We start from the raw sequence: 19154 nt of genomic DNA, 5'->3' as shown, positions 1-19154 counted from the left end.
CCGGTACAACGCACTCCAGGACAGGGGGCCCGGCGTGCTACGGGTGCTGCGCGTCCGCTGCCGTGGAGAGGCCCGTCTGGTAGGCCATCATGGCCATCTCCACGCGGTTCTGGACGCCCAGCTTGCGGTAGAGGTTGGACACGTGCGCCTTCACCGTGCGCTCGGTGATGCCGAGCCGGGCGGAGATCTGCAGGTTGTCCGCGCCCGAGGCCACCAGGCCCAGCACCTCGCGCTCGCGCAGGGTGAGGCGGTCCACCGGAGAGGCGGGGCGCTCGGTGCGCGCCGCGGCCTGCACCGGGTTCATGAAGTCCGCGGGGACGACCCACTCGCCCCGGGCCACCTGCTCGATGGCGGTGAGCAGCTCCGCGCTGGTCACGGTGAGCTTGCTCAGGTAGCCGGCGGCCCCGGCCTGGAAGCAGCGCTCCATCACCGGCAACTCCCGATGGGACGACAGCACCAGCGCGCGCGTCTGCGGCTGCTCGCGCAGCGCCTCCACCACCTTCAAGCCATCGCCTACTTCCTGGCTGTCCGGGCTCTCGAGCCGCAGGTCCACCAGCACCACGTCCGGCTTCACCTCTCGCACCTGGGCGAGAAACGCCTCGACCTGGCGTCCCTGAGCGACCACGTCCATCCCCGCGCCCTGCAAGAGCGCGATCAGGCTCTCCAGGAAGACCTGCTGGTCCTCCAGGATGCCGATCCGAATCCGACCTGTCATAGGTGACTCCTCACGTCCCTGCCCCTTACTCAACCCACTGCGCTCATGGTGGATTCTAGGTGCGGAGGTGCAACTTTGGAGTGACCCTGTCCGGCCAATGTGTCGGCCAAGCGGCAAATGGCCTGGGGAGTGGACACAGTCCGCCCGCTCGCGAGGAGGCCCGCCTACCAGGCGAGCGCCAGGGAGTCGGGGAGGCTGATGCGGACGCGGCCGATCTGCTCCACCACCAGCTCCCGGCGGCGGGGAAGCAGGTGGAGGCGGACGCAGCAGCCGGCCACGTAGGTGCGCAGGCCATCTCCATCCGGCTGCACCATGTCCTCCCAGCGGGGATCCTCCGGGGACAGGAACTCGGCGGTTTCGGCGATGCGCTGGAGGTGGGCCTGGAGCGAGGCGCGGACCGGAAGCGGCAACTCCTCCATCAGGGGGGCCAGGGGCTTGTCGATGTGAATGGTGAAGGACATTTGTCCCTCACGTTTCTCAGCGGGGGCGTGGAAGTGAATTGTACCCCTGAACAAGGCCGCGCCCGCCCCGGCCCCTCGCGTCCTTGGCCGCTCTCCTTGGAACACGCTCGGCACTGGCATGTGGGCCGCCGCCGTGTCTAGCTGCGCTCCCATGGGCGCACTGGCCGACCTCCTCGCCGCGCGGCGGGAGGACATCCTCCAGCGGTTCGAGCGCGAGGCGAAAGCCCGCTTCTCGCTGGAGGGACAGCCGCGCTCCGTCATCCGCGACACGCTCCCGCAACTGCTCGATGAGTTGTATGAGCTGCTGAGCGCTCCCGGCAACGGCGCGGAGCCGTCCGCGATTCGCGGCCAGATGCGCCAGACGGCCCGGGAGCACCGGGCCCAGCGGCATGCGCTCGGCTACGACGTCACGCAGATCGTCCGGGAGTACGGCATCGTGCGCGACTGCATCCTCGGGCTGCTGGAGGAGACCGGCGGCGTGCTCATCCTCTCCGAGCAGCGGGCCCTGCACCGGGGCTTGGATCTCGCCATGGGCGATGCCGTCGCCGACTCCGAGCACGGCCGGGACGAGGAGCGCCGCGAGGCGGAGCAGGAGCGGATGGGGCTGCTGGAGCGCGAGCGCGCCGCCCGGGCCGAGGCCGAGCGGCAGCGGGCCCTGCTCGAGGGCATCATCGCGCAGAGCGGGGATGCCATCATCGTGGTGGATGCCCAGGGCGTGCTGCGCCTCTTCAACCCGGAGGCCGAGCGCCAGCATGGCGTGCCCTTGAAAGAGGTGGGCCCCGAGCAGTGGGTGGAGACGTACGGGCTGTGCGACGAGGAGGGCCATCCGCTGCCGCTGGAGCGGGTGCCGCTCTACCGTGCGCTCCAGGGCGAGCACATCCGCGACGAGCTGCTGTGGCTGCACCGGCCGGATGGCACACGGCTGCCCGTGTCCGTCGCGGCCCGGCCCCTGCTGGGGCCCGACGGCGCTCCCGCGGGGGCGGTGTTCTCCGCGCGCGACATCGCGCTGCGCCGGGCCCTGGCGCAGGAGCGCGAGGAAGCCCTGGCGCTGGTGGACACGCTGCTGAGCACCGCCCCGGTGGGCCTGTCCTTCCTGGACAGGGACCTGCGCTACGTCCGCATCAACCCCGCGCTCGCCGCCATCAACGGCGTCCCCGTGGACCAGACGCTCGGGCGCACCGTCTGGGAGATCATCCCGCACATCGCCCCCACCATCGAGCCCCACTACCGGCGCGTCCTGGAGACGGGCGAGCCGGAGTTCAACGTGGAGTTCACCCTGCCGAGCGCCCGCCGGGGTGGAGCGCCCGGCCACTACCTGGTGAGCTACGCCCCGGTGAAGGATCGCGAGGGCCGCCCCGTCATGGTGACCGCGGCGGTGGTGGACATCACCGACCTCAAGCGCTTCGAGGAGCAGCTGCGCCAGACGGCCGAGTTCCGCGAGCGCTTCCTCGGCATCGTCAGCCATGACCTGCGCAACCCCCTGAGCATCATCACCCTGTCGGCGACGCTGCTGCTGCGCCAGGAGACGCTGCCGGAGCGGGCCCTGCGGCTGGCCCAGCGCATCTCCCTCAACGCCGAGCAGATGGCGCGGATGATCGGCGATCTGCTGGACCTGACGCGCGGGCGGCTGGGCGGCGGCATCCCCATCACCCCGGCCTCCTGCGACCTGGGCCCGCTGGGCCGGCGCGTGGTGAGCGAGCTGGAGGTGGCCCACCCGGCGCGCGAGCTGCGGCTGGAGGCCCGGGGAGACCTGCAGGGCGAGTGGGACCAGGACCGGCTGGCGCAGCTGCTCGGCAACCTGCTGCGCAACGCCGTCGACTACAGCCCCGAGGGCACGCCCATCACGCTGGCCTTGCACGGGGAGGGCGAGCAGGTGCGCCTGGAGGTACGCAACCAGGGCGAGCCCATTCCCGCCGCGGTGCTGCCCGGCCTCTTCGAGCCCTTCCGCCGGGGAGAGCTGCGCGGGAGCAGATCCACGTCCGGACTGGGGCTGGGGCTCTACATCGTCCAGCAGATCGCCACCGCGCACGGGGGCGGGGTCGAGGTGCGCTCGACGCACGAGGAAGGCACGGTGTTCACCGTGCGGCTGCCGCGGGTGGCCTCCCGGCGCGCGTGATCGTCCCGGCCCCGCTCGCGCGGTGTCGTCTTCCGGGCTTTGCGTACCTCACTGGACCCGGGTCCATGCGTTCTTACCGGCTTTGCACATCTCCCCGGGCTGGAGAGGCGGGAATTGTGGCCTCGGCGGCTTCTGAGAGGGGGGGTGGGCCTCCCAGTGGCAGCCCGAGGCGGTATCCTGGAGATCATCTTGCCAAGCCTCCAAGGGGAGCCCATGTCCGAGAGCGAGAACAAGATTCGTGTCCTCGTGGTGGACGATGATGTGGATCAGCTGATGTTGCTGGAGCGGTCGTTGCACGCCTACGGCTTCGAGGTGCGTACGCACCGCTCCTCGCTGGGCGTGTCCAACCTGGTGCGCCACGCGATGCCGGACCTGGTGCTGCTGGACGTGAACATCCCGGCGCTCAGCGGGGACAAGGTGCTGGCGCTGGCGCGCAACCAGGCGCCGGCCACCACGCGGTTCATCCTGTATTCGGCCTCGGACGAGTCCAAGCTGCGCTCGCTGGCGCTGGCCTCGGGAGCCGACGGCTACATCTCCAAGAGCGTCCAGGGCGAGGCGCTGGCCCGCAAGTTGATCAGCATCTACAAGAAGAGCCGGCTGCCGGCGTCGGGGACGCGTTAGCGCCCGGGACGGCCTCGCTCACAGGAGCGAGGCGACCTCCTGGAAGACGCCGCGGAAGTCCCCCCGGGCTCCAATCAGCTTCAGGTTCTGCGCCAGCCCTCCGGTGGAACGGAAGAACATCACCGCCTCGGCGGGCGGACGGATTTTGAGGAAGCGGGCGGCGTTGCGCGCGAAGTGCAGCTTCATGTCGCGCGGGATGGTGCACGTGGCGTAGTCGTAGGGCGTGGTGCGCATGGGCCGCCCGGCGATGTGCAGGATTTCCTGGATGAGCGGGGCGGCCTCCGCGTCCGGCAGCTCCGAGGTGAAGCCCACCTCGCGGCTCAGGCCCATCACGTCCATGGACTCGAGCCGCACGGCGTGCAGGAACATGCGCCGGTTGGCGTCCACGAAGCGCGGGCTGAAGCGCTTGATGGAGCCGAAGTCGAGCACCCCCAGCCGCCCATCCTCGAGCACCATGAAGTTGCCCGGGTGCGGATCCGCCTGCAGCTCCCCCTGGAGGAAGAAGGGCCCGTAGATGGCGAGGATGAGCTGGCGCGCCACGCGGAAGCGCTCCTGGGCGGAGGGCTCGGAGACGACCCAGTCCTTGAGGGTGCGGCCCTGGAGCAGCTCCAGGGTGAGCACGCGCCGGGTGGTGCGTCCGGGGATGACCTCGGGCACCTTGAGGTCCGGCAAGCGCGCCGCGCCGCGGGCGAAGCGGGTGCACAGCTCGGCCTCGCGCAGGTAGTCCGTCTCCAGCAGCATCTCCTCGCGCAGCTCCTGGAAGTAGGCGGTGCCGTCGGTGAGGCGCGAGGCCTTGGAGACGGTCTTCACCACCAGGCCCAGGTTGTCCATGTCGCCGGAGAGCGTCTCGGCGATGCCGGGGTACTGCACCTTCACCGCCACCGGACGGCCATCGTGCAGCACGGCGCGGTGCACCTGGCCCAGCGAGGCGGCGGCGAGCGGCTTCGGGTCGAACTCGCGGAAGAGCGCCTCCGGGGCGTCCCCGAGCTCCTCGCGCAGGACGCGGGCCACCACCTCCCAGGGCATGTGCGGGGCCTCGTTCTGCAGGCGGGCGATGACCTGGCGCACCTCGGGGCTGAGCAGCTCCGTGTCCATGGACACCACCTGGCCGAGCTTCATGGCCGCGCCCTTGAGCTCTCCCAGGGTGGAGACGAGCTTCTCGGCGGCGGCCTTGCTCAGGAACTCCGGCTCCTGGCCCGCGAGCCGCTTCGCCCCGTTCTTGAGGACGTCCGCGCTGAGCTGGGCGGAGAGGCCGGCCAGCTTGCGGAAGCGGTTGAAACGTCCCTGGAGGGGAAGCTTGTCGTCGGTGTCTACGGGGTCGGAGGCCATGAGAGCGGCCCCATACTAACGGGGGGCCGCGGGGGCCGCATGACCACGCATCCTCACCCGGAGGGCATGCCAGCGCTTGAGGGCTTCGAGGTGGAGCGGATCCACCCGCAGGGCGGCCTCGTAGGAGGAGAGGGCCTCGGGCAGGCGGCCAGCGGAGCGGAAGGCCTCCCCGGAAGCGAGGTGCAGCAACGAGTGGCCCTCCGTCTCCGGGTGGCGGGCGAGGTAGCGCCGGCGGCACGCCTCCAGGGAGGTGACGGTGAGGCCGGCGGCGAGGCAGCGCACCACGCCGTCCAGGTTGCGCAGCTCCGCGTCGTACTCCACGCGCCGCTCCAGGTGGCCGAGCACAAGGAGCGCCTCGGCCACCTTGCCGAGGGCGCGCTGGACGAAGGTGCGCTGGCCGGGAGACAGCGGGAGCGCGAGCAGGGGCTCGAGCCGGTTGCGGGAGTCTCGGGCGCTGGTGCGCACCATGTCGGCGTCGGCGTCCCGGGGCAGGCTCAGCACCGAGTAGTGGTCCCCGGAGAGCCGCTGGCGGAACTCGCGCAGCAGGGGCTCGGCGCGGGCGTCGTCCTGGGGCGCGGCCGGAGGCGTGGACGCGGTGGGCTTCTCCCCCGCGAGCAGCCGGGCGAAGTGCTGCTGGAAGGTGGCGGTGGCGTCGCGCAGCTCCACGCCGAAGCCCGGGACCATGTTCCACGCCCGGGCCTGCTCGGCCGTCACGTGGCGCACCACCTGGCCGGTGCAGGGCAGCTCGCCCCCGGGCAGCCGCAGCAGCAGCGACACGTCCGAGAGGACAGGAGGTGGCTCGTCGCCGGTGCGCACGAAGAGGCCGGTGCGGCCCACGCGCTCACACGGGTACTCGCGCGTGCCCAGCGAGCCATGCACCGGCACGCGCGCGAAGAAGCCGGCCGCGGGCAGCGGCGCGGGCGTGCGCGCCGGGGTGATGGAGGCCTCCAGGGCGGAGCGCAGCTCGGCGGCGGTGGCGTAGCGCGCCTCGGGACGCTTGGCGAGCGCGCGCAGCAGCACCGCGGACAGCGAGGCCGGAATCCCCGGGCGCACCTCGTGCGGCGGGCGCGGGGCCTGCTGCAGGTGGGCCACGAGGATTTCGGCGGCGTTGCTGCCGCTGAAGGGCGTGGTGCCGGTGAGCAGCAGGTAGCCGAGCACCCCCACCGCGTAGAGGTCGGTGCGCGCGTCCACGTCCGTGCCGCCACACTGCTCGGGGGCCATGAACTCGGGCGTGCCCATGAGCACGCCGGTGCGGGTGGGCGTCTCCCCCTCGAGTTGGACGAGCCGCTTGGCGATGCCGAAGTCGAGCAGCTTCACCCGGTGGCGCCCGTGGGGGCCCGGCACGAGGAAGACGTTGGCGGGCTTGAGATCGCGGTGGACGATGCCCCGGGCGTGGGCGGCCCCGAGCGCCTCGCACACCTGGGCGAGCAGCTCCACGGCCAGCGCCGGCTCGAGCGGCCCGCGGGCGAAGGCGGCGAGGCTCTGGCCCTCCAGGTACTCCATGACGAAGTAGGGGCGGCCCTCGCGCGTGTCCAGGTCGTACACGGTGACGACGTTCTCGTGCTGCACGAGGCTCATCGCCCGCGCCTCGGCGAGGAAGCGGGAGACGAGCTCCGGCTCATCGGCGAGGTGGCGGTGGAGCACCTTCACCGCGACGCGCTTGGGGATGAGAACGTGCTCGGCGAGCAGCACCGTGCCCATGCCGCCGCGGCCCAGCTCGCGCAGGGACATGAAGCTGCCGAAGCGCTGGCCCACGAGCCGCTCGGCCCGCTCGCCCGAGGGCGGCAGGGTCATCGGTGCCGACGCGCGGGCCTCTGGGGTCCGCACGACGGTGGGGCACTCCGCCATCTCCGCGTGCGGAGTGTGGCAGGCGCAGTTCGGGCGGGAGTCGGGTTCCACGGCACCCTGAAGCCTTGCCAGCTTCGTGCCGTCGCCGCCCACGAGGACTCGCGCACTTGGTGCGTCGCGAAGTGGTTGAAGTGCCCTGCCTGTAGGACACTATCGGAGCGCATCCCCTCATTCCCTGGTACAGGGACTCGGTCGGGAGGCTGTAAGAAGCACCAGAACCGGGCTGAAACTTCTACCGCTCCGCCGCCCGTTTCCAGTCCACCTCTGAATGATCCACTGCGGCTGCGTGGAGCCGCGCCCCGGCCGCGCTGTTCACGAACGTGTCCAACAGTCGGACACCTTTCGCGAGCCCGGGTCCGGAGGGCAGCCTCTGGCCGCGACGCGCACCAACTGGTCCTACTGTCGGACCAGTTGCTCGAGCCCGGGCCCGGAGCGTGCGCCTGCCGCGGCGGCGCGACGTGCGCGGAGCGAGCGGTGGTGCGTACGGCATGGACGCGCTGCGTAGGGCGGGGGGGCCTCACGGCCGGCCTGCGTGCGGGGCATCATCATCGCCGAGGGGGGTCGATGACGGCGTACGGCGTCCTGCGCACCAGGTGAATCGAATCCACATCCCCTCCCCCAACAGGGCGAGGGTGCAACGGGCGACGGTGGGAGCCGCGTCTAGTGACGGCCGTTGGCGGCCAGGAGATCCGCGGACAGCGAGGCCGAATCGGACTCCTCCTGCTCGACGTCGAGCACGGAGACGGTGCGGCAGGACTCGTCGACCTCGTAGAGCAGGGCGTACCCGTCCACGATGCAGCGCAGCAAGGGCCGGTCGGTGGCGCCGAGCTTGAACCAGAGCGGGTTGAGAGGAGGAGCCACCTCGGCCAGCTGGGCGATGTCGTCGATGCGCCGGTGAACCCGTTCGACGAGCGCGGGTGGAAGCGCCTTCAAGGTGCTCCACAGCTCCACTGGGATATGGACGCGGTAGGCCATGGGAGGCCAGATGGCCATTGCACCAGGGACCGACAAGTGGGGGGCTGCGCATTCCCTGACATGCGGGGCTGTCCCAGGGTTCCATTCCGCTGCAATCCAGACACTCGGATGGCCCGAAGTGTGCGCCAGTGGTCACGGGAGGGGCCGAGGAGCCGGGGAGGCCCCGTGCCGGTTTTCTCGGAAGGCGTGCTGCTCCGTGTTCAGATGAGGCCCCGGGAGCGCAGGTCCGTCCCCCCCTCATTGGAGCCCGACGTCCCGTGGAAACACTCGTTCGCATCGCGGAGGCCCTTGGCCGGTTCTCCGCGCGCTTCGTGCCCAGCTCGTTCGCCATCGCGGTGCTGCTGTCGCTGCTCACCATGGGGCTGGCGATGGGCTGGGCGGACACCTCGGCCGGGCGCGTGGTGGACGCGTGGGGCGGCGGCTTCTGGGAGCTGCTCACCTTCTCCATGCAGATGGCGCTGGTGATGTTCACCGGGTACCTGCTGGCGCTCACCCGGCCGGTGCGGGCGGCGCTGGAGCACCTGGCGGGGCTGGCGCGAAGCCCCCGGGGCGCGGTGGTGCTCATGGCCTCGGTGTCCATGGGCCTGGCCTACATCAACTGGGGCCTGTCCCTGGTGGCGAGCGCCATGCTGGTGCGCTTCGTGGTGCGGCGGCAGCCGGAGGTGGACTACCGCCTGCTGGTGGCCTGCGCGTACTTCGGCCTGGGCGCCACCTGGCACGCTGGCCTGTCCGCCTCCGCCCCGCTGCTGGTGGCCACCCCCGGCCACTTCCTGGAGAAGCAGCTCGGCCTCATCCCCATCGACCGCACGCTCTTCTCCCCCTTCAACCTCGGACTGACCGTGGCGGTGGTGTGCGGCCTCACGCTGCTGGCGTGGGCGCTGCACCCGCGGCCCGGGGCGGCGGTGCGGGTGGACCCGGCCATCCTCGAGCAACTCAAGGACTTCGAGCCGCCCGTGCGCCCGCGCGAGAAGAGCGCCGCCGTGTGGCTGGACTTCTCGCCGCTGCTCAACGTGCTCTTCGGTGTGCTGGGCCTCGTCTGGTTCGGGCGCCACCTGTGGCTCAACGGTGGCTGGAAGGCCATCAACCTCAACGTGGTGAACTTCCTCTTCCTCACGCTGGCGGTGCTGCTGCACGGCACGCCCGCGCGGCTGCTCAAGGCCAGCGAGGAGGCCGCCAGCGTGCTGCACGGCATCGTGCTGCAGTTCCCCCTGTACGCGGGCATCTACGGCATCTTCAAGGCCACCGGCCTCACCGAGCGCATCGGCCAGCTCTTCGTCTCGCTCTCCACCACGAAGACGTTCCCCGCCATCGTCTACCTCTACAGCGGCGTGGTGAACTACTTCGTGCCCTCGGGCGGCTCCAAGTGGGCCATCGAGGCGCCCTACCTGCTGGAGGCGGCGCGGACGCTCGGGGTGGCGCCGGAGAAGGTGGTGCTCGCGTATGCCTGGGGAGACATGGCCACCGACCTCATCCAGCCCTTCTGGGCCTTGCCCCTGCTGGCGGTGGCGCGGCTCGACTTCAAGGACATCCTCGGCTTCCTGCTGGTGGCCTTCTTCGTCTACCTGCCGCTCGTCACCCTCGCCTTCTTCCTGTGGGGGTGAGGCTGGCCAGCCCGGGTGCCTCCTGTGCTAGACACCGGCCCCTCATCCCAACACGAGGGGGAAACACCATGGCAGGCAATCTGAAGAAGCTGGCGATGTGCGCGGTGGTGGCGTTCGGCGGCGTGGCGATGGCCCAGGAGGACGCGGCCGCCCCGGCGCATGAGCCCGTGAAGGTCCCGTCCGCCGACGCGGTGAAGACCACCTGGGAGTACTTCTACAAGGGCCAGGGCCAGGGCCCCGTGCTCGTGGACGCCAAGCTGTGCACCGAGGTGGCCAAGGACGGCCCCAACAAGTTCGAGTGCACCGTCGAGGCCAGCCCCGATGGCGTCAAGGCCGGCAGCAACGTGATGCTGTGGCAGTCCTACCTGGTTCCCCAGGGTGACAGCATCGAAGACATCATGGTCCAGGTGAAGCAGGGCAACGTGGTGCGCGAGACCAAGGACGTGAAGATCAAGGGCGAGGGCTGGCGCTCGCGCCAGTGGACCGGCGTGCGCCTGAACAAGGCCGGCGACTGGACCGTCACCATCATGCGCGGCGATCAGGAGCTCAAGAGCATCAAGGTCAAGGTGCTCTGAGGCGTCCCCCCTCTCCCTCTGGGAGAGGGCGGGGGTGAGGGTCTTCACGAGAAGCCGACCTTACCTGTGGGATAAGGTCTGGAGCGGCACAGTGCCGGTGCGACACCCTCACCCCGTCCCTCTACCAAAGGGAGAGGGCTGAACCCGGCTGATCCCGCGACGGTGGGGGGGAGAGGCGGCTCACCCGGTGAGAATCACTCTCACGGGAATTCGACTTCCCCACCGGGGCCGTGGTACACGCGGGCCGCCTTCAGGCGTGCTCTCCGGCCCTGAAGGGCGAGGCTGTGCTGAAGCGTCGGCGTGCGGACCCCCGCCCGCAGGCGGCCAACCCCTCGACACCCCCTCTTCTTCCCGGCGAGCGGAGGCCGAGAGCGCCGCCCGCCACAGATGATGAGCTTTTGAGGAGTTGAACCCCACCATGAACCTCACTTCACGGATGGACGCTCTCCGCGCGAGCGTCACCGGAACCGCCGTCAGGGTCCTCGGACTCCTGGCCGTTCTGGCCTCCGGCACCGCCCGCGCCAGCGAGGCGGACCTCGTCCTCCCGGACTTCACCAGCGTCTCCTTCGTCGGGGGCCTCAACGGCCGCGCCCTGCTGATGGCGGGCATCGCCGTCTCCCTGTTCGGCCTCGCCTTCGGCTTCATGCAGTACACGGCCCTGCGCAACCTGCCGGTCCACAAGTCGATGCTCGAGATCTCCGAGCTCATCTACGAGACCTGCAAGACGTACCTCATCACCCAGGGCAAGTTCATCCTCATCCTCGAGGTGCTCATCGGCGCCGTGATGGTGGTGTACTTCGGCTTCCTGCGGCACATGGCGCCCGTCAAGGTCGTCACCATCCTGGTGTTCAGCCTCATCGGCATCGCCGGCAGCTACGGCGTGGCCTGGTTCGGCATCCGGGTGAACACCTTCGCCAACAGCCGCACCGCCTTCGCGTCGCTGCGCGGCAAGCCCTACCCCACCTACGCCATCCCCCTGCAGGCCGGTATGTCCATCGGCATGGTGCTCATCTCCACCGAGCTCCTGCTGATGCTCATCATCCTCCTGTTCGTCCCCGCCGACTTCGCCGGCCCCTGCTTCATCGGCTTCGCCATCGGTGAGTCGCTGGGCGCCTCGGTGCTCCGCATCGCCGGCGGTATCTTCACGAAGATCGCCGACATCGGCTCGGACCTGATGAAGATCGTCTTCAAGATCAAGGAAGACGACGCGCGCAACCCCGGCGTGATCGCCGACTGCACCGGTGACAACGCCGGTGACTCGGTGGGCCCCTCGGCCGACGGCTTCGAGACCTACGGCGTGACGGGCGTGGCGCTCATCACCTTCATCCTCCTGGCGGTTCCGAGCTCGGAGTTCCAGGTCCAGCTGCTCGTCTGGATCTTCATGATGCGCATCGTGATGGTGCTGGCCTCGCTCGGCTCCTACGGCCTCAACGGCATCATCCAGGGCGGCAAGTACAAGAACGCGGACCAGATGAACTTCGAGCACCCGCTCACGTTCCTGGTGTGGCTGACGTCCATCGTGTCCGTGGCGCTGACGTTCCTGGTCTCCTACCTGCTCATCCCCAACCTGGCCGGTGACACCACGCTGTGGTGGAAGATGTCGGCCATCATCACCTGCGGCACCCTGGCCGGCGCCATCATCCCCGAGGCCATCAAGGTCTTCACCTCCACCGAGAGCCGCCACGTGCGCGAGGTCGTCACGGCCTCCCGCGAGGGTGGTGCGTCCCTCAACGTCATCTCGGGTCTGGTGGCCGGTAACTTCTCCGGCTACTGGATGGGCATCATCATCGCGTCGCTGATGGGCGGGGCCTACTTCTTCAGCCTCGACATCCCCAACCAGCTGATGATCGCCCCGGCGGTGTTCGCCTTCGGCCTGGTGGCCTTCGGCTTCCTGGGCATGGGCCCGGTCACCATCGCGGTGGACTCGTACGGCCCGGTGACGGACAACGCGCAGAGCGTGTACGAGCTGTCCCTCATCGAGAACGTCCCCAACGTGAAGGCGGAGGTCCAGAAGGACTTCGGCTTCACCCCGGACTTCGAGAAGGGCAAGGAGTACCTCGAGGAGAACGACGGCGCGGGCAACACCTTCAAGGCCACCGCCAAGCCGGTGCTCATCGGCACCGCCGTGGTGGGCGCCACCACGATGATCTTCTCCATCATCGTCATCCTGGTGGGCATCACCGAGGGCGCCGGCGGTATGCGCATGCTCAACGCCACCAACGCCGCCAACCTGTCGCTGCTGCACGCCCCGTTCCTGCTGGGCCTGGTGACGGGCGGCGCCATCATCTACTGGTTCTCTGGCGCGTCGATGCAGGCCGTGTCCACCGGCGCCTACCGCGCGGTGGAGTTCATCAAGGCCAACATCAAGCTGGAGGGCGTGGAGAAGGCGAGCGTCGAGGACTCCAAGCGCGTGGTGGAGATCTGCACCCAGTACGCGCAGAAGGGCATGCTCAACATCTTCCTGGGTGTGTTCTTCAGCACCCTGGCCTTCGCCTTCCTCGAGCCGTACTTCTTCGTGGGCTACCTCATCTCCATCGCCATCTTCGGCCTCTACCAGGCCGTCTTCATGGCGAACGCCGGTGGCGCGTGGGACAACGCCAAGAAGCTGGTGGAGACGGAGCTGAAGGCCAAGGGCACGGACCTGCACGCGGCCACGGTCGTGGGCGACACGGTGGGCGATCCGTTCAAGGACACCTCGTCCGTGGCGCTCAACCCGGTCATCAAGTTCACCACCCTCTTCGGCCTGCTCGCCGTGGAGCTGGCGGTGGAGCTGGCGGCCTCCGGTCAGCGCACCCTCACCACGGTGCTCGCGGGCGCCTTCTTCGTCGCCTCGATGGTGTTCGTGTACCGCTCGTTCTACGGCATGCGCATCGAGACCCCGATGGCCGCCATCGCCGAGGGCAAGCCGGGCGTGAAGCCGGCCTAGTCACCCCCGGCCCCCACGGGCTGAGGTGACACGAGCGGCGGGGAGCCTCGGCTTCCCGCCGCTTCGCTTTTGCGGGCTCCCTGGGCGAGCCTTCAGCGGATGCGGAACGCGGGCGGCTCGATGCGGGTGGAGCGGCACTCGGGGCAGGAGCCGGGCCGCGTGAGGCGTTTGCGGTCCTTGAAGACGAAGCCGCACGCGAGACACTCGGAGGGAATCACCTCCAGCGCGGCGCCCCCGGTGCGCAGCGACTTCTCCAGGTGCTCCAGGTGCCCGGCCACGTCCTTCTCGGAGATGCCCACCCGCGCGGAGAGCTCCTTCGCGGTGAGGCCCGTCTCCGGTGCCGAGGACAGCTCGGCCTCGAGTGCGCCGCGCACCGTGGCGGCCCGGGGTTGGGGAACAGGGCTGGGACTCATGAGCCACGACCTCCCACGTTGAGGGTAGTCACGCCCTCGCGCCGCTGCGTTCAGCGGTACATGCCTGCTCGGACAGCACGGGGCGCACTGCTTCCTGAAACAGTCCTGGCTGCTCCATACTGGGCCGGATATAGCCCCGGAACGATCCTATGACTCCTCGCTACGCAGCCGACTACCGAACCCTGTTGTGGTGTCTCTTCATGCCGGTCGTCGCCCTGGCGCAGTACGCACGGCCCGAGCTCATTCCCTACCTCAGCCCGCTCGGCTGCTATCTGGCATTGGCGGCCGGAGTCATCGCGCACAACCACAACCACTGCCCCACCTTCAAGAACCGGCGGCTCAACTCGCTGATGGGCCTGTGGATCTCCCACTTCTACGGCTACCCCACCTTCGCCTGGGTGCCCACGCACAACCTCAACCACCACAAGCTGGTGAACAAGGCCGGCGACGCCACCATCACCTGGCGCCACACCAACAAGAACAACTGGCTGGTGGCCTTCACGTACTTCTTCGTCTCGTCCTATTGGCAGAGCGATCCCATCAAGCAGTACATCGCCAAGGCGCGCCGCTCCAACCCCGCGCTCTTCCGGCAGATCGTCCTGCAGTACGTGGTGTGGGCCGGCGCCCATCTGGCGCTGCTGGGCGTGGCCATTGCCATCCACGGGCTGGGCCTGGGCATCAAGGTGTGGACGTTCGCCTTCCTCATCCCGGCGCTCTTCGCGCTGTGGACCATCATGTTCTTCAACTACATCCAGCACGTCCACACGGACCCCTGGAGCGAGCACGACCACTCGCGCAGCTTCGACGGCAAGCTCATCAACTTCCTGCTCTTCAACAACGGCCTGCACACGGCCCACCACGAGATGGCGGGCGCGCACTGGAGCACCCTGCCCGAGCTGCACGCGAAGATTGCCCCGAACATCCACCCGGAGCTGGTGCAGCGCAGCTTCTTCGGCTGGTGCATCCGCAACTACCTGCTGGCGCCCTTCTTCCCCAGCCTCGGCACGCAGCAGATCGGCCGCGCGCCCTTCGATCCGCCCACGGGCGAGTCCGTCCAGCTGACGTCCGGGGACGTGGACGCCCTGGAGTCGGGCATCAACGCTGCTCGAACCTGAACAGTTGGGGGGAGACCCCTCTCGACATTTAGGAATAGACGGATTACGCCTTGAGCCCCGGCTCAAGTCCGAGCCGAAAAGGCGGCATGTTCCGCCTTGTAACGAAAGAAGAACGGTTCATGGCAACTGGCACTGTCAAGTGGTTCAACGACGCGAAGGGCTTTGGGTTCATCACGCAGGACGGCGGTGGCGAGGATGTGTTCTGCCACCACACGGCCATCAACATGGATGGCTTCCGCACCCTGGCCGAGGGCCAGCGCGTGGAGTTCGAAGTGACCAAGGGCCCCAAGGGCCTGCAGGCGCAGAACGTTCGCGCCGCCAGCTAGTCCGTTAACCCGGACGAGTCCAAGAGCCTGACCTCTTCCGGGGTCGGGCTCTTTCTTTTGGATGGCCATGCGACTGCCTTCCCTGCCCCGAGTGGCGGGATTCGACGATGCCCCCTTCGCGAAGCGCCCGGGAGCGAGGGTGCCGCTGGTGGGGGTGGTGTGCGCGGGCACGCGCTTCGAGGGGCTCGTCTGGGGACGGGTGCGCAAGGACGGGTGGACGGCGACGGACGAGGTGTGCCGGCTGCTGGTGGGGGGCAAGTTCCTGCCGCAGTTGCACCTGGTGCTGCTGGACGGCATCGCCTTCGGGGGCTTCAACGTGGTGGACCTGCCGAGGCTGGCGGGGACGCTGGGCAAGCCGTGTGTGACGGTGATGAGGCGGCTGCCGGACCTGGAGGCGATGGAGCGCGCGCTGCGCCACCTGCCGAGGCCGGAGCGGCGGCTGGAGCTGCTGCGGCGGGCGGGCCCCATCCACCAGCGGGGAGGCTTCACCTTCCAGGTGCAGGGGGCGGAGCCGGAGTGGGTGGCCGAAGCCCTGAAACGCCTCACGGACCGGGGGAACGTGCCGGAAGCCCTGCGTCTCGCCCACCTGATTGGTTCAGCGGTGATGACGGGAGAGAGCTCCAAGCGGGCCTGAGTGCCTCTACCTGCGGACCTCGGGAGGAACCTGTTCCAACCACCCCACCTCCAGCGAGGCCCACAGCCCGAGCAACACCGCCTCCGCGGCGTCATGCCGCAGCGACGTGGGCCGGGGCGCCCCGGACCATTCAATCACCCGGCGCGCGAGCACATCGGCAGCATCCTTGGCCAGCCCGCCGGAGCGCTGCTCGCGGGCGTAGAGCAGCCGGGCGCGCCAGTCCTGGGCGGACACGCGGAGCACGGGGAGGGCGCGCCGCAGGGCCTCGCGCTCCCACACCTCGGCGATGGGCCCGCCCCCCTCCAGCACCAACCACGCGAGCGGCCCGGCCGAGTGCAGCACGGAGGGCACGGCGCGCTTGAGGCGGGACTGGCTGCCGAAGTTCTGCGAGCGGTACCAGCGCAGCCGCCCGTCGGGGCCATACAGCGCCAGCCCCGAGCGCAACCCGAGGTCCACCGCGAGCAGCGCCGGGCCCTCGGGAGCCTCCGGGCTCACGCGTCTTCCGTCCAGGAGACGCGGAAGGTGACGCTCTCGGCGGTGAAGTCGAGCACCTCCACGCTCACGCCCGCGTCGCCGGGCCGAGCGGCACGCAGCGTCTCGAGCATGGCGCCCTGGACGACATAGCGGGTGGGCCCGGGCTCGTTCACCCAGAGCTCCACCACGTTGGCCGCGAGGTCCGAGTGGCGGACCTCGGTGTAGTTGTTGCCCGAGCGGAAGTTCTGCTCGGCGCGAGCGACGAGCCGCTGGGGGCTGAGCAGCTGGAGGACGCGGAACATCAGCCGCCCGGTGAAGGTCTCCCGGTAGCCCTCCACCATCCGCGCGCCCAGGCACTGGTAGGCCACGGACTGGAGCTCGTGGGGGTAGAGCGCCTCGGCGACGATGGACACGCACCGGGCCCAGGTGTCAAAGGGGTAGGCAGGCAGCAGCTTGCCATCCAGGTCCAGCCCCGCCTGGCGCAACCGCTGCTTCACGGCCGGTGAAATCCGCCTGGCGAGGCCCCGCACGAAGAGCCCCTCGAAGGTATGTTCGTAGACGAGCCGCTCCGGCATGCCGGAGAGTCTAGCGCGGACGGGAGAAACACTTCATGCGACTGCAGAAAGAGCTGGCGACACTGGCCATGCGCGCCACCCCCTTGCCGGGCGGAGGGGACAACTTCATGGCCGCCGCCAACATCCCCACGCCGGTGCCCTCGCTGCCGGGCTCCATCGGGGCGGTGGCGCACGAGCCCTTCATGGCCCGCGAGACGCGGCGCTCCTTCGATCTGCTGGTCGCCTTCACCATTGGCGACTTCGCGGACTCGACGGGGTGCTCCGAGTACTACAACCCGCACAGCCCCTGGTACAACGTGTTCTACGGGGCCTATGGGCTGCGCTCGTACGAGCCGGACGGGAGCGCCTGGGGCTTCCACGCGGACGGCACCCCCCACATCTCCGAGATGCTCCAGGTGCCGGAGCTGGACTACAACTGGCTCACCGCGGGCGCGCTCGGGTGTCCGCCGCCGCGCATGTGCTTCCGCGCCGAGCAGGTGACGCCGGGCCGGCACCGCTCCTGGCACGTGCTGGACGTGACGGCCACCATCCCCAGCGGGCTGCACTACCTGCGCGACGCCGTGTCGCCGGACCTGCGCTACTACGCCGTCTTCGGCCTGCCCGAGAGCGAGTTCATGGCCAACGGACGCCAGAGCTACGAGCCGGTGCGGATGCGCGGGCGGATGCTCTACAAGCAGGTGGGGTCCAACCTCACGCTCGCCTGGGGCGGGATGTGCCCGGACACGTCCGAGGGCCAGCGGCTGCTCTCGAACGTGCTGGACGCGATGGACACGCTCTACCCGGGGTGAGGTGCGCCTCTGGGAACATGCGCTGACAACCGCGGCCATTTCCCCTCGCCCTCCGGGAGAGGGACGGGGTGAGGGTGTCGGATGTACCCGGGTTGAACCCCCTGCCCCCACTGCAGGCCACGGGTTGGAGAACAGGCCCGGGCACCCTCACCCTGACCCTCTCCCGAGGGGAGAGGGAAGGCTTCTGGCTCAGGGCTTCGGCTGCTCCGCCTCCTCGAGCGAGGCGGCGATGCGGCCCGCGGCCCCCGCCAGCTCCACGCGGCGGATTTCCAGCGTGGCCCGGGCCTGGGCCGCGCCGCTGGCGGCCAGGAAGCGCCGCGTGTCCGCGTCCGACATCTCCAGGCTGGTGGACATGCCGGCCCGGAAGGCCGCCGCCACCTGCTGCTGCACCCGGGCGGCCAGCTGCGCCTGCGCCTCGGCCTGGGCCAGCGCGGCCTCGGCGGCCTGGATGTTGGCCCTGGCCGCCACCCAGTTGGCGTGGGCCCTGGCGCGCGCCGACTCGTACTGCGCCTTCGCCTGCGCCAGCCGCGCCCGGTCCTCGGCCAGCGCCGCGTAGCGCTGCCCGCGGTCGTACAGCGGCATGGAGGCCGCGACGGACACCTCGTAGGTGGTGTTCTGCCCGGTGAAGCCCGCGTTGGAGTTGTAGAGGCCGCGCGCCTGGGCCACCACGCTCGGCAGCCAGGAGAAGAGATCGTACGTCACCTTGCCCTCGTTGGCCTTCACCGCCAGCGAGGCCGAGCGCACCGCGTACGTGTCCTCCCAGGGGCTCTGGTCCTCGGAGGGGACGAGCCACTGGGGGCCGCCGGAGGCCGCGAACGGGGCGGGCTGCACCGGCTCGCCCACCAGCGCGCCCAGGAGCGCCACCAGCTGCGCGTACTGGCCGGAGAGCTGCGCCAGCTGCACGCGGGCCTGGGCCGTCTCCGACTGGGCACGCAGCAGCGCCGCCTCCACCGTCATGCCCGCGCCGAGCTGCGCCTTCGCCTCGCCCTCGCGCTGGAGGGCCACGGACTCGGCCTCGCGCGCCGCGTCCATCATCTGCTGGATGCCCTGCAGCCCCAGGAAGGTGCGCGCCACCGCCAGCAGCACCTGCTCACGCGCCTCCAGGGCGCCCAGCTCCGCCGCCTCCGCGCCCGCCTTCGCCGGACCGAGCAGGAAGACACCCGCCGGGGTGAAGAGCGGCTGGGAGATCTGCGCCGACGCGTAATGCGAGTTCCTCGCCGTGATGACGACGGGCTCCGGGATGAACTCCGGATGGCGAGGCGGAAGCTCGAACACGCCAGCCACCAGCCCGACGAAGCTGCCGAGGTCCAGCTGGGCCTCGGCGCTGGCGTGGACGTACTGGGCGCCGACCGTCACCTCGGGCTGCCAGGCCGTCCAGGCGCGGCGGACACCGACGGCGGCCACGGTGGCCTGGGCGCGGGCGGCGGCCACGTCCGGGCTCTGCACCGCGGCCAGGGTGAGCGCCTCGCGCAGCGTCACCGTGCGCAGCGTACCGGGAGCGGGAGCCCCCACCGTCGCGGGCTGAGAGGCGGGAGCCTGCCCCCCGGCGCGCGGGGCGTCCGCGGGCGTCTGGGCAAGCGCGCCGAGCGGGGAGAGGGCGGCGAGGAGGACGAGCGACAGGGGGCGCCGGGCGGACCCGGCGGCGATTCGGATGAACATAGG

General features: G+C 70.0%; 18 protein-coding genes. 9 read left to right on the top strand and 9 right to left on the bottom strand.

The features are described from left to right. Positions 1-37: 37 nt before the first annotated feature. Together NR798_RS05440 and NR798_RS05435 are read right to left on the bottom strand one after the other, a co-directional pair. Positions 38-715 carry a LuxR C-terminal-related transcriptional regulator gene (locus NR798_RS05440; RefSeq protein WP_375770344.1) on the bottom strand — a complete coding sequence of 226 codons (678 nt, stop codon included), beginning with the start codon at positions 713-715 and terminating at the stop codon, positions 38-40. A 164-nt stretch (positions 716-879) separates the two neighbouring features. Then, positions 880-1176 (bottom strand): hypothetical protein, encoded by a 297-nt coding sequence (locus tag NR798_RS05435; RefSeq protein ID WP_375770343.1) that lies wholly within the window; start codon positions 1174-1176, stop codon positions 880-882. 151 nt (positions 1177-1327) lie between these two features. On the opposite strand from NR798_RS05435, the gene NR798_RS05430 reads away from it, so the two are divergent. Further along, positions 1328-3292, top strand: a complete 1965-nt coding sequence (locus tag NR798_RS05430) for a PAS domain-containing protein (protein ID WP_375770342.1) — start codon at positions 1328-1330, stop codon at positions 3290-3292. Between the two features lie 213 nt (positions 3293-3505). Then, positions 3506-3913: a response regulator gene (locus NR798_RS05425; RefSeq protein WP_375770341.1), complete on the top strand. Its 408-nt coding sequence runs from the start codon at positions 3506-3508 to the stop codon at positions 3911-3913. A gap of 18 nt (positions 3914-3931) precedes the next feature. Here NR798_RS05425 and NR798_RS05420 read toward each other — a convergent pair whose 3' ends face one another. The 3 genes from NR798_RS05420 to NR798_RS05410 form a co-directional block, all read right to left on the bottom strand. Beyond that, complete coding sequence (locus NR798_RS05420) at positions 3932-5242, bottom strand: ABC1 kinase family protein (RefSeq protein ID WP_375770340.1); 1311 nt, start codon at positions 5240-5242, stop codon at positions 3932-3934. Positions 5243-5257: 15 nt separating this feature from the next. Next, entirely contained in the window at positions 5258-7069 is a 1812-nt protein-coding gene (locus NR798_RS05415; RefSeq protein ID WP_375770339.1) for a protein kinase, read from the bottom strand. 681 nt (positions 7070-7750) lie between these two features. Beyond that, complete coding sequence (locus NR798_RS05410) at positions 7751-8083, bottom strand: type II toxin-antitoxin system RelE/ParE family toxin (RefSeq protein ID WP_375770338.1); 333 nt, start codon at positions 8081-8083, stop codon at positions 7751-7753. Positions 8084-8322: 239 nt separating this feature from the next. Here NR798_RS05410 and NR798_RS05405 point away from each other — a divergent pair, with 239 nt between their 5' ends. The 3 genes from NR798_RS05405 (at position 8323) to NR798_RS05395 (ending at position 13167) form a co-directional block, all read left to right on the top strand. Next, positions 8323-9666 (top strand): short-chain fatty acid transporter, encoded by a 1344-nt coding sequence (locus NR798_RS05405; RefSeq protein ID WP_375770337.1) that lies wholly within the window; start codon positions 8323-8325, stop codon positions 9664-9666. Between the two features lie 68 nt (positions 9667-9734). Further along, complete coding sequence (locus NR798_RS05400; RefSeq protein ID WP_375770336.1) at positions 9735-10241, top strand: hypothetical protein; 507 nt, start codon at positions 9735-9737, stop codon at positions 10239-10241. A gap of 418 nt (positions 10242-10659) precedes the next feature. Next, the gene (locus tag NR798_RS05395; RefSeq protein ID WP_375770335.1) at positions 10660-13167 is read left to right on the top strand and encodes a sodium-translocating pyrophosphatase; all 2508 of its coding nucleotides are present in this window, start codon (positions 10660-10662) and stop codon (positions 13165-13167) included. Between the two features lie 92 nt (positions 13168-13259). Here the strand turns inward: NR798_RS05395 and NR798_RS05390 are convergent, their stop codons facing one another. Then, a complete protein-coding gene (locus NR798_RS05390; protein ID WP_375770334.1) occupies positions 13260-13580 on the bottom strand; it encodes a transcriptional regulator in 321 nt (106 codons plus the stop codon). Positions 13581-13780: 200 nt separating this feature from the next. Here NR798_RS05390 and NR798_RS05385 point away from each other — a divergent pair, with 200 nt between their 5' ends. The 3 genes from NR798_RS05385 to NR798_RS05375 all read left to right on the top strand — a co-directional run bounded on the left by NR798_RS05385 (position 13781) and on the right by NR798_RS05375 (position 15655). Beyond that, the gene (locus NR798_RS05385; protein WP_375770333.1) at positions 13781-14695 is read left to right on the top strand and encodes a fatty acid desaturase; all 915 of its coding nucleotides are present in this window, start codon (positions 13781-13783) and stop codon (positions 14693-14695) included. Positions 14696-14814: 119 nt separating this feature from the next. Continuing rightward, positions 14815-15021 carry a cold-shock protein gene (locus NR798_RS05380; protein WP_047854950.1) on the top strand — a complete coding sequence of 69 codons (207 nt, stop codon included), beginning with the start codon at positions 14815-14817 and terminating at the stop codon, positions 15019-15021. A 67-nt stretch (positions 15022-15088) separates the two neighbouring features. After that, positions 15089-15655: a DUF99 family protein gene (locus NR798_RS05375; RefSeq protein ID WP_375770332.1), complete on the top strand. Its 567-nt coding sequence runs from the start codon at positions 15089-15091 to the stop codon at positions 15653-15655. Positions 15656-15661: 6 nt separating this feature from the next. Here the strand turns inward: NR798_RS05375 and NR798_RS05370 are convergent, their stop codons facing one another. Continuing rightward, entirely contained in the window at positions 15662-16150 is a 489-nt protein-coding gene (locus NR798_RS05370) for a hypothetical protein (RefSeq protein ID WP_375770331.1), read from the bottom strand. Next, positions 16147-16704 carry a DUF2378 family protein gene (locus tag NR798_RS05365; RefSeq protein WP_375770330.1) on the bottom strand — a complete coding sequence of 186 codons (558 nt, stop codon included), beginning with the start codon at positions 16702-16704 and terminating at the stop codon, positions 16147-16149. The genes NR798_RS05370 and NR798_RS05365 overlap by 4 nt, the downstream gene beginning before the upstream one ends. A 35-nt stretch (positions 16705-16739) precedes the next feature. Here NR798_RS05365 and NR798_RS05360 point away from each other — a divergent pair, with 35 nt between their 5' ends. After that, a complete protein-coding gene (locus NR798_RS05360; protein WP_375770329.1) occupies positions 16740-17492 on the top strand; it encodes a hypothetical protein in 753 nt (250 codons plus the stop codon). A gap of 189 nt (positions 17493-17681) precedes the next feature. Here the strand turns inward: NR798_RS05360 and NR798_RS05355 are convergent, their stop codons facing one another. After that, entirely contained in the window at positions 17682-19151 is a 1470-nt protein-coding gene (locus tag NR798_RS05355) for a TolC family protein (RefSeq protein ID WP_375770328.1), read from the bottom strand. Positions 19152-19154 lie beyond the last annotated feature (3 nt).

The organism is Archangium gephyra (assembly GCF_042230915.1).
GTDB lineage: Bacteria > Myxococcota > Myxococcia > Myxococcales > Myxococcaceae > Archangium > Archangium gephyra_B.
The sequence above is the reverse complement of the archived record's forward strand: the minus strand, read 5'-3'. Positions and strand labels throughout refer to the sequence as shown.

Excerpts from the sequence above, each read along its gene's own strand:
- NR798_RS05440 (WP_375770344.1), bottom strand. The coding sequence starts at position 715 with ATGACAGGTCGGATTCGGATCGGCATCCTGGAGGACCAGCAGGTCTTC.
- NR798_RS05435 (WP_375770343.1), bottom strand. The coding sequence starts at position 1,176 with ATGTCCTTCACCATTCACATCGACAAGCCCCTGGCCCCCCTGATGGAG.
- NR798_RS05430 (WP_375770342.1), top strand. The coding sequence starts at position 1,328 with ATGGGCGCACTGGCCGACCTCCTCGCCGCGCGGCGGGAGGACATCCTC.
- NR798_RS05425 (WP_375770341.1), top strand. The coding sequence starts at position 3,506 with ATGTCCGAGAGCGAGAACAAGATTCGTGTCCTCGTGGTGGACGATGAT.
- NR798_RS05420 (WP_375770340.1), bottom strand. The coding sequence starts at position 5,242 with ATGGCCTCCGACCCCGTAGACACCGACGACAAGCTTCCCCTCCAGGGA.
- NR798_RS05410 (WP_375770338.1), bottom strand. The coding sequence starts at position 8,083 with ATGGCCATCTGGCCTCCCATGGCCTACCGCGTCCATATCCCAGTGGAG.
- NR798_RS05400 (WP_375770336.1), top strand. The coding sequence starts at position 9,735 with ATGGCAGGCAATCTGAAGAAGCTGGCGATGTGCGCGGTGGTGGCGTTC.
- NR798_RS05395 (WP_375770335.1), top strand. The coding sequence starts at position 10,660 with ATGAACCTCACTTCACGGATGGACGCTCTCCGCGCGAGCGTCACCGGA.
- NR798_RS05390 (WP_375770334.1), bottom strand. The coding sequence starts at position 13,580 with ATGAGTCCCAGCCCTGTTCCCCAACCCCGGGCCGCCACGGTGCGCGGC.
- NR798_RS05385 (WP_375770333.1), top strand. The coding sequence starts at position 13,781 with ATGCCGGTCGTCGCCCTGGCGCAGTACGCACGGCCCGAGCTCATTCCC.
- NR798_RS05380 (WP_047854950.1), top strand. The coding sequence starts at position 14,815 with ATGGCAACTGGCACTGTCAAGTGGTTCAACGACGCGAAGGGCTTTGGG.
- NR798_RS05375 (WP_375770332.1), top strand. The coding sequence starts at position 15,089 with ATGCGACTGCCTTCCCTGCCCCGAGTGGCGGGATTCGACGATGCCCCC.
- NR798_RS05365 (WP_375770330.1), bottom strand. The coding sequence starts at position 16,704 with ATGCCGGAGCGGCTCGTCTACGAACATACCTTCGAGGGGCTCTTCGTG.
- NR798_RS05360 (WP_375770329.1), top strand. The coding sequence starts at position 16,740 with ATGCGACTGCAGAAAGAGCTGGCGACACTGGCCATGCGCGCCACCCCC.
- NR798_RS05355 (WP_375770328.1), bottom strand. The coding sequence starts at position 19,151 with ATGTTCATCCGAATCGCCGCCGGGTCCGCCCGGCGCCCCCTGTCGCTC.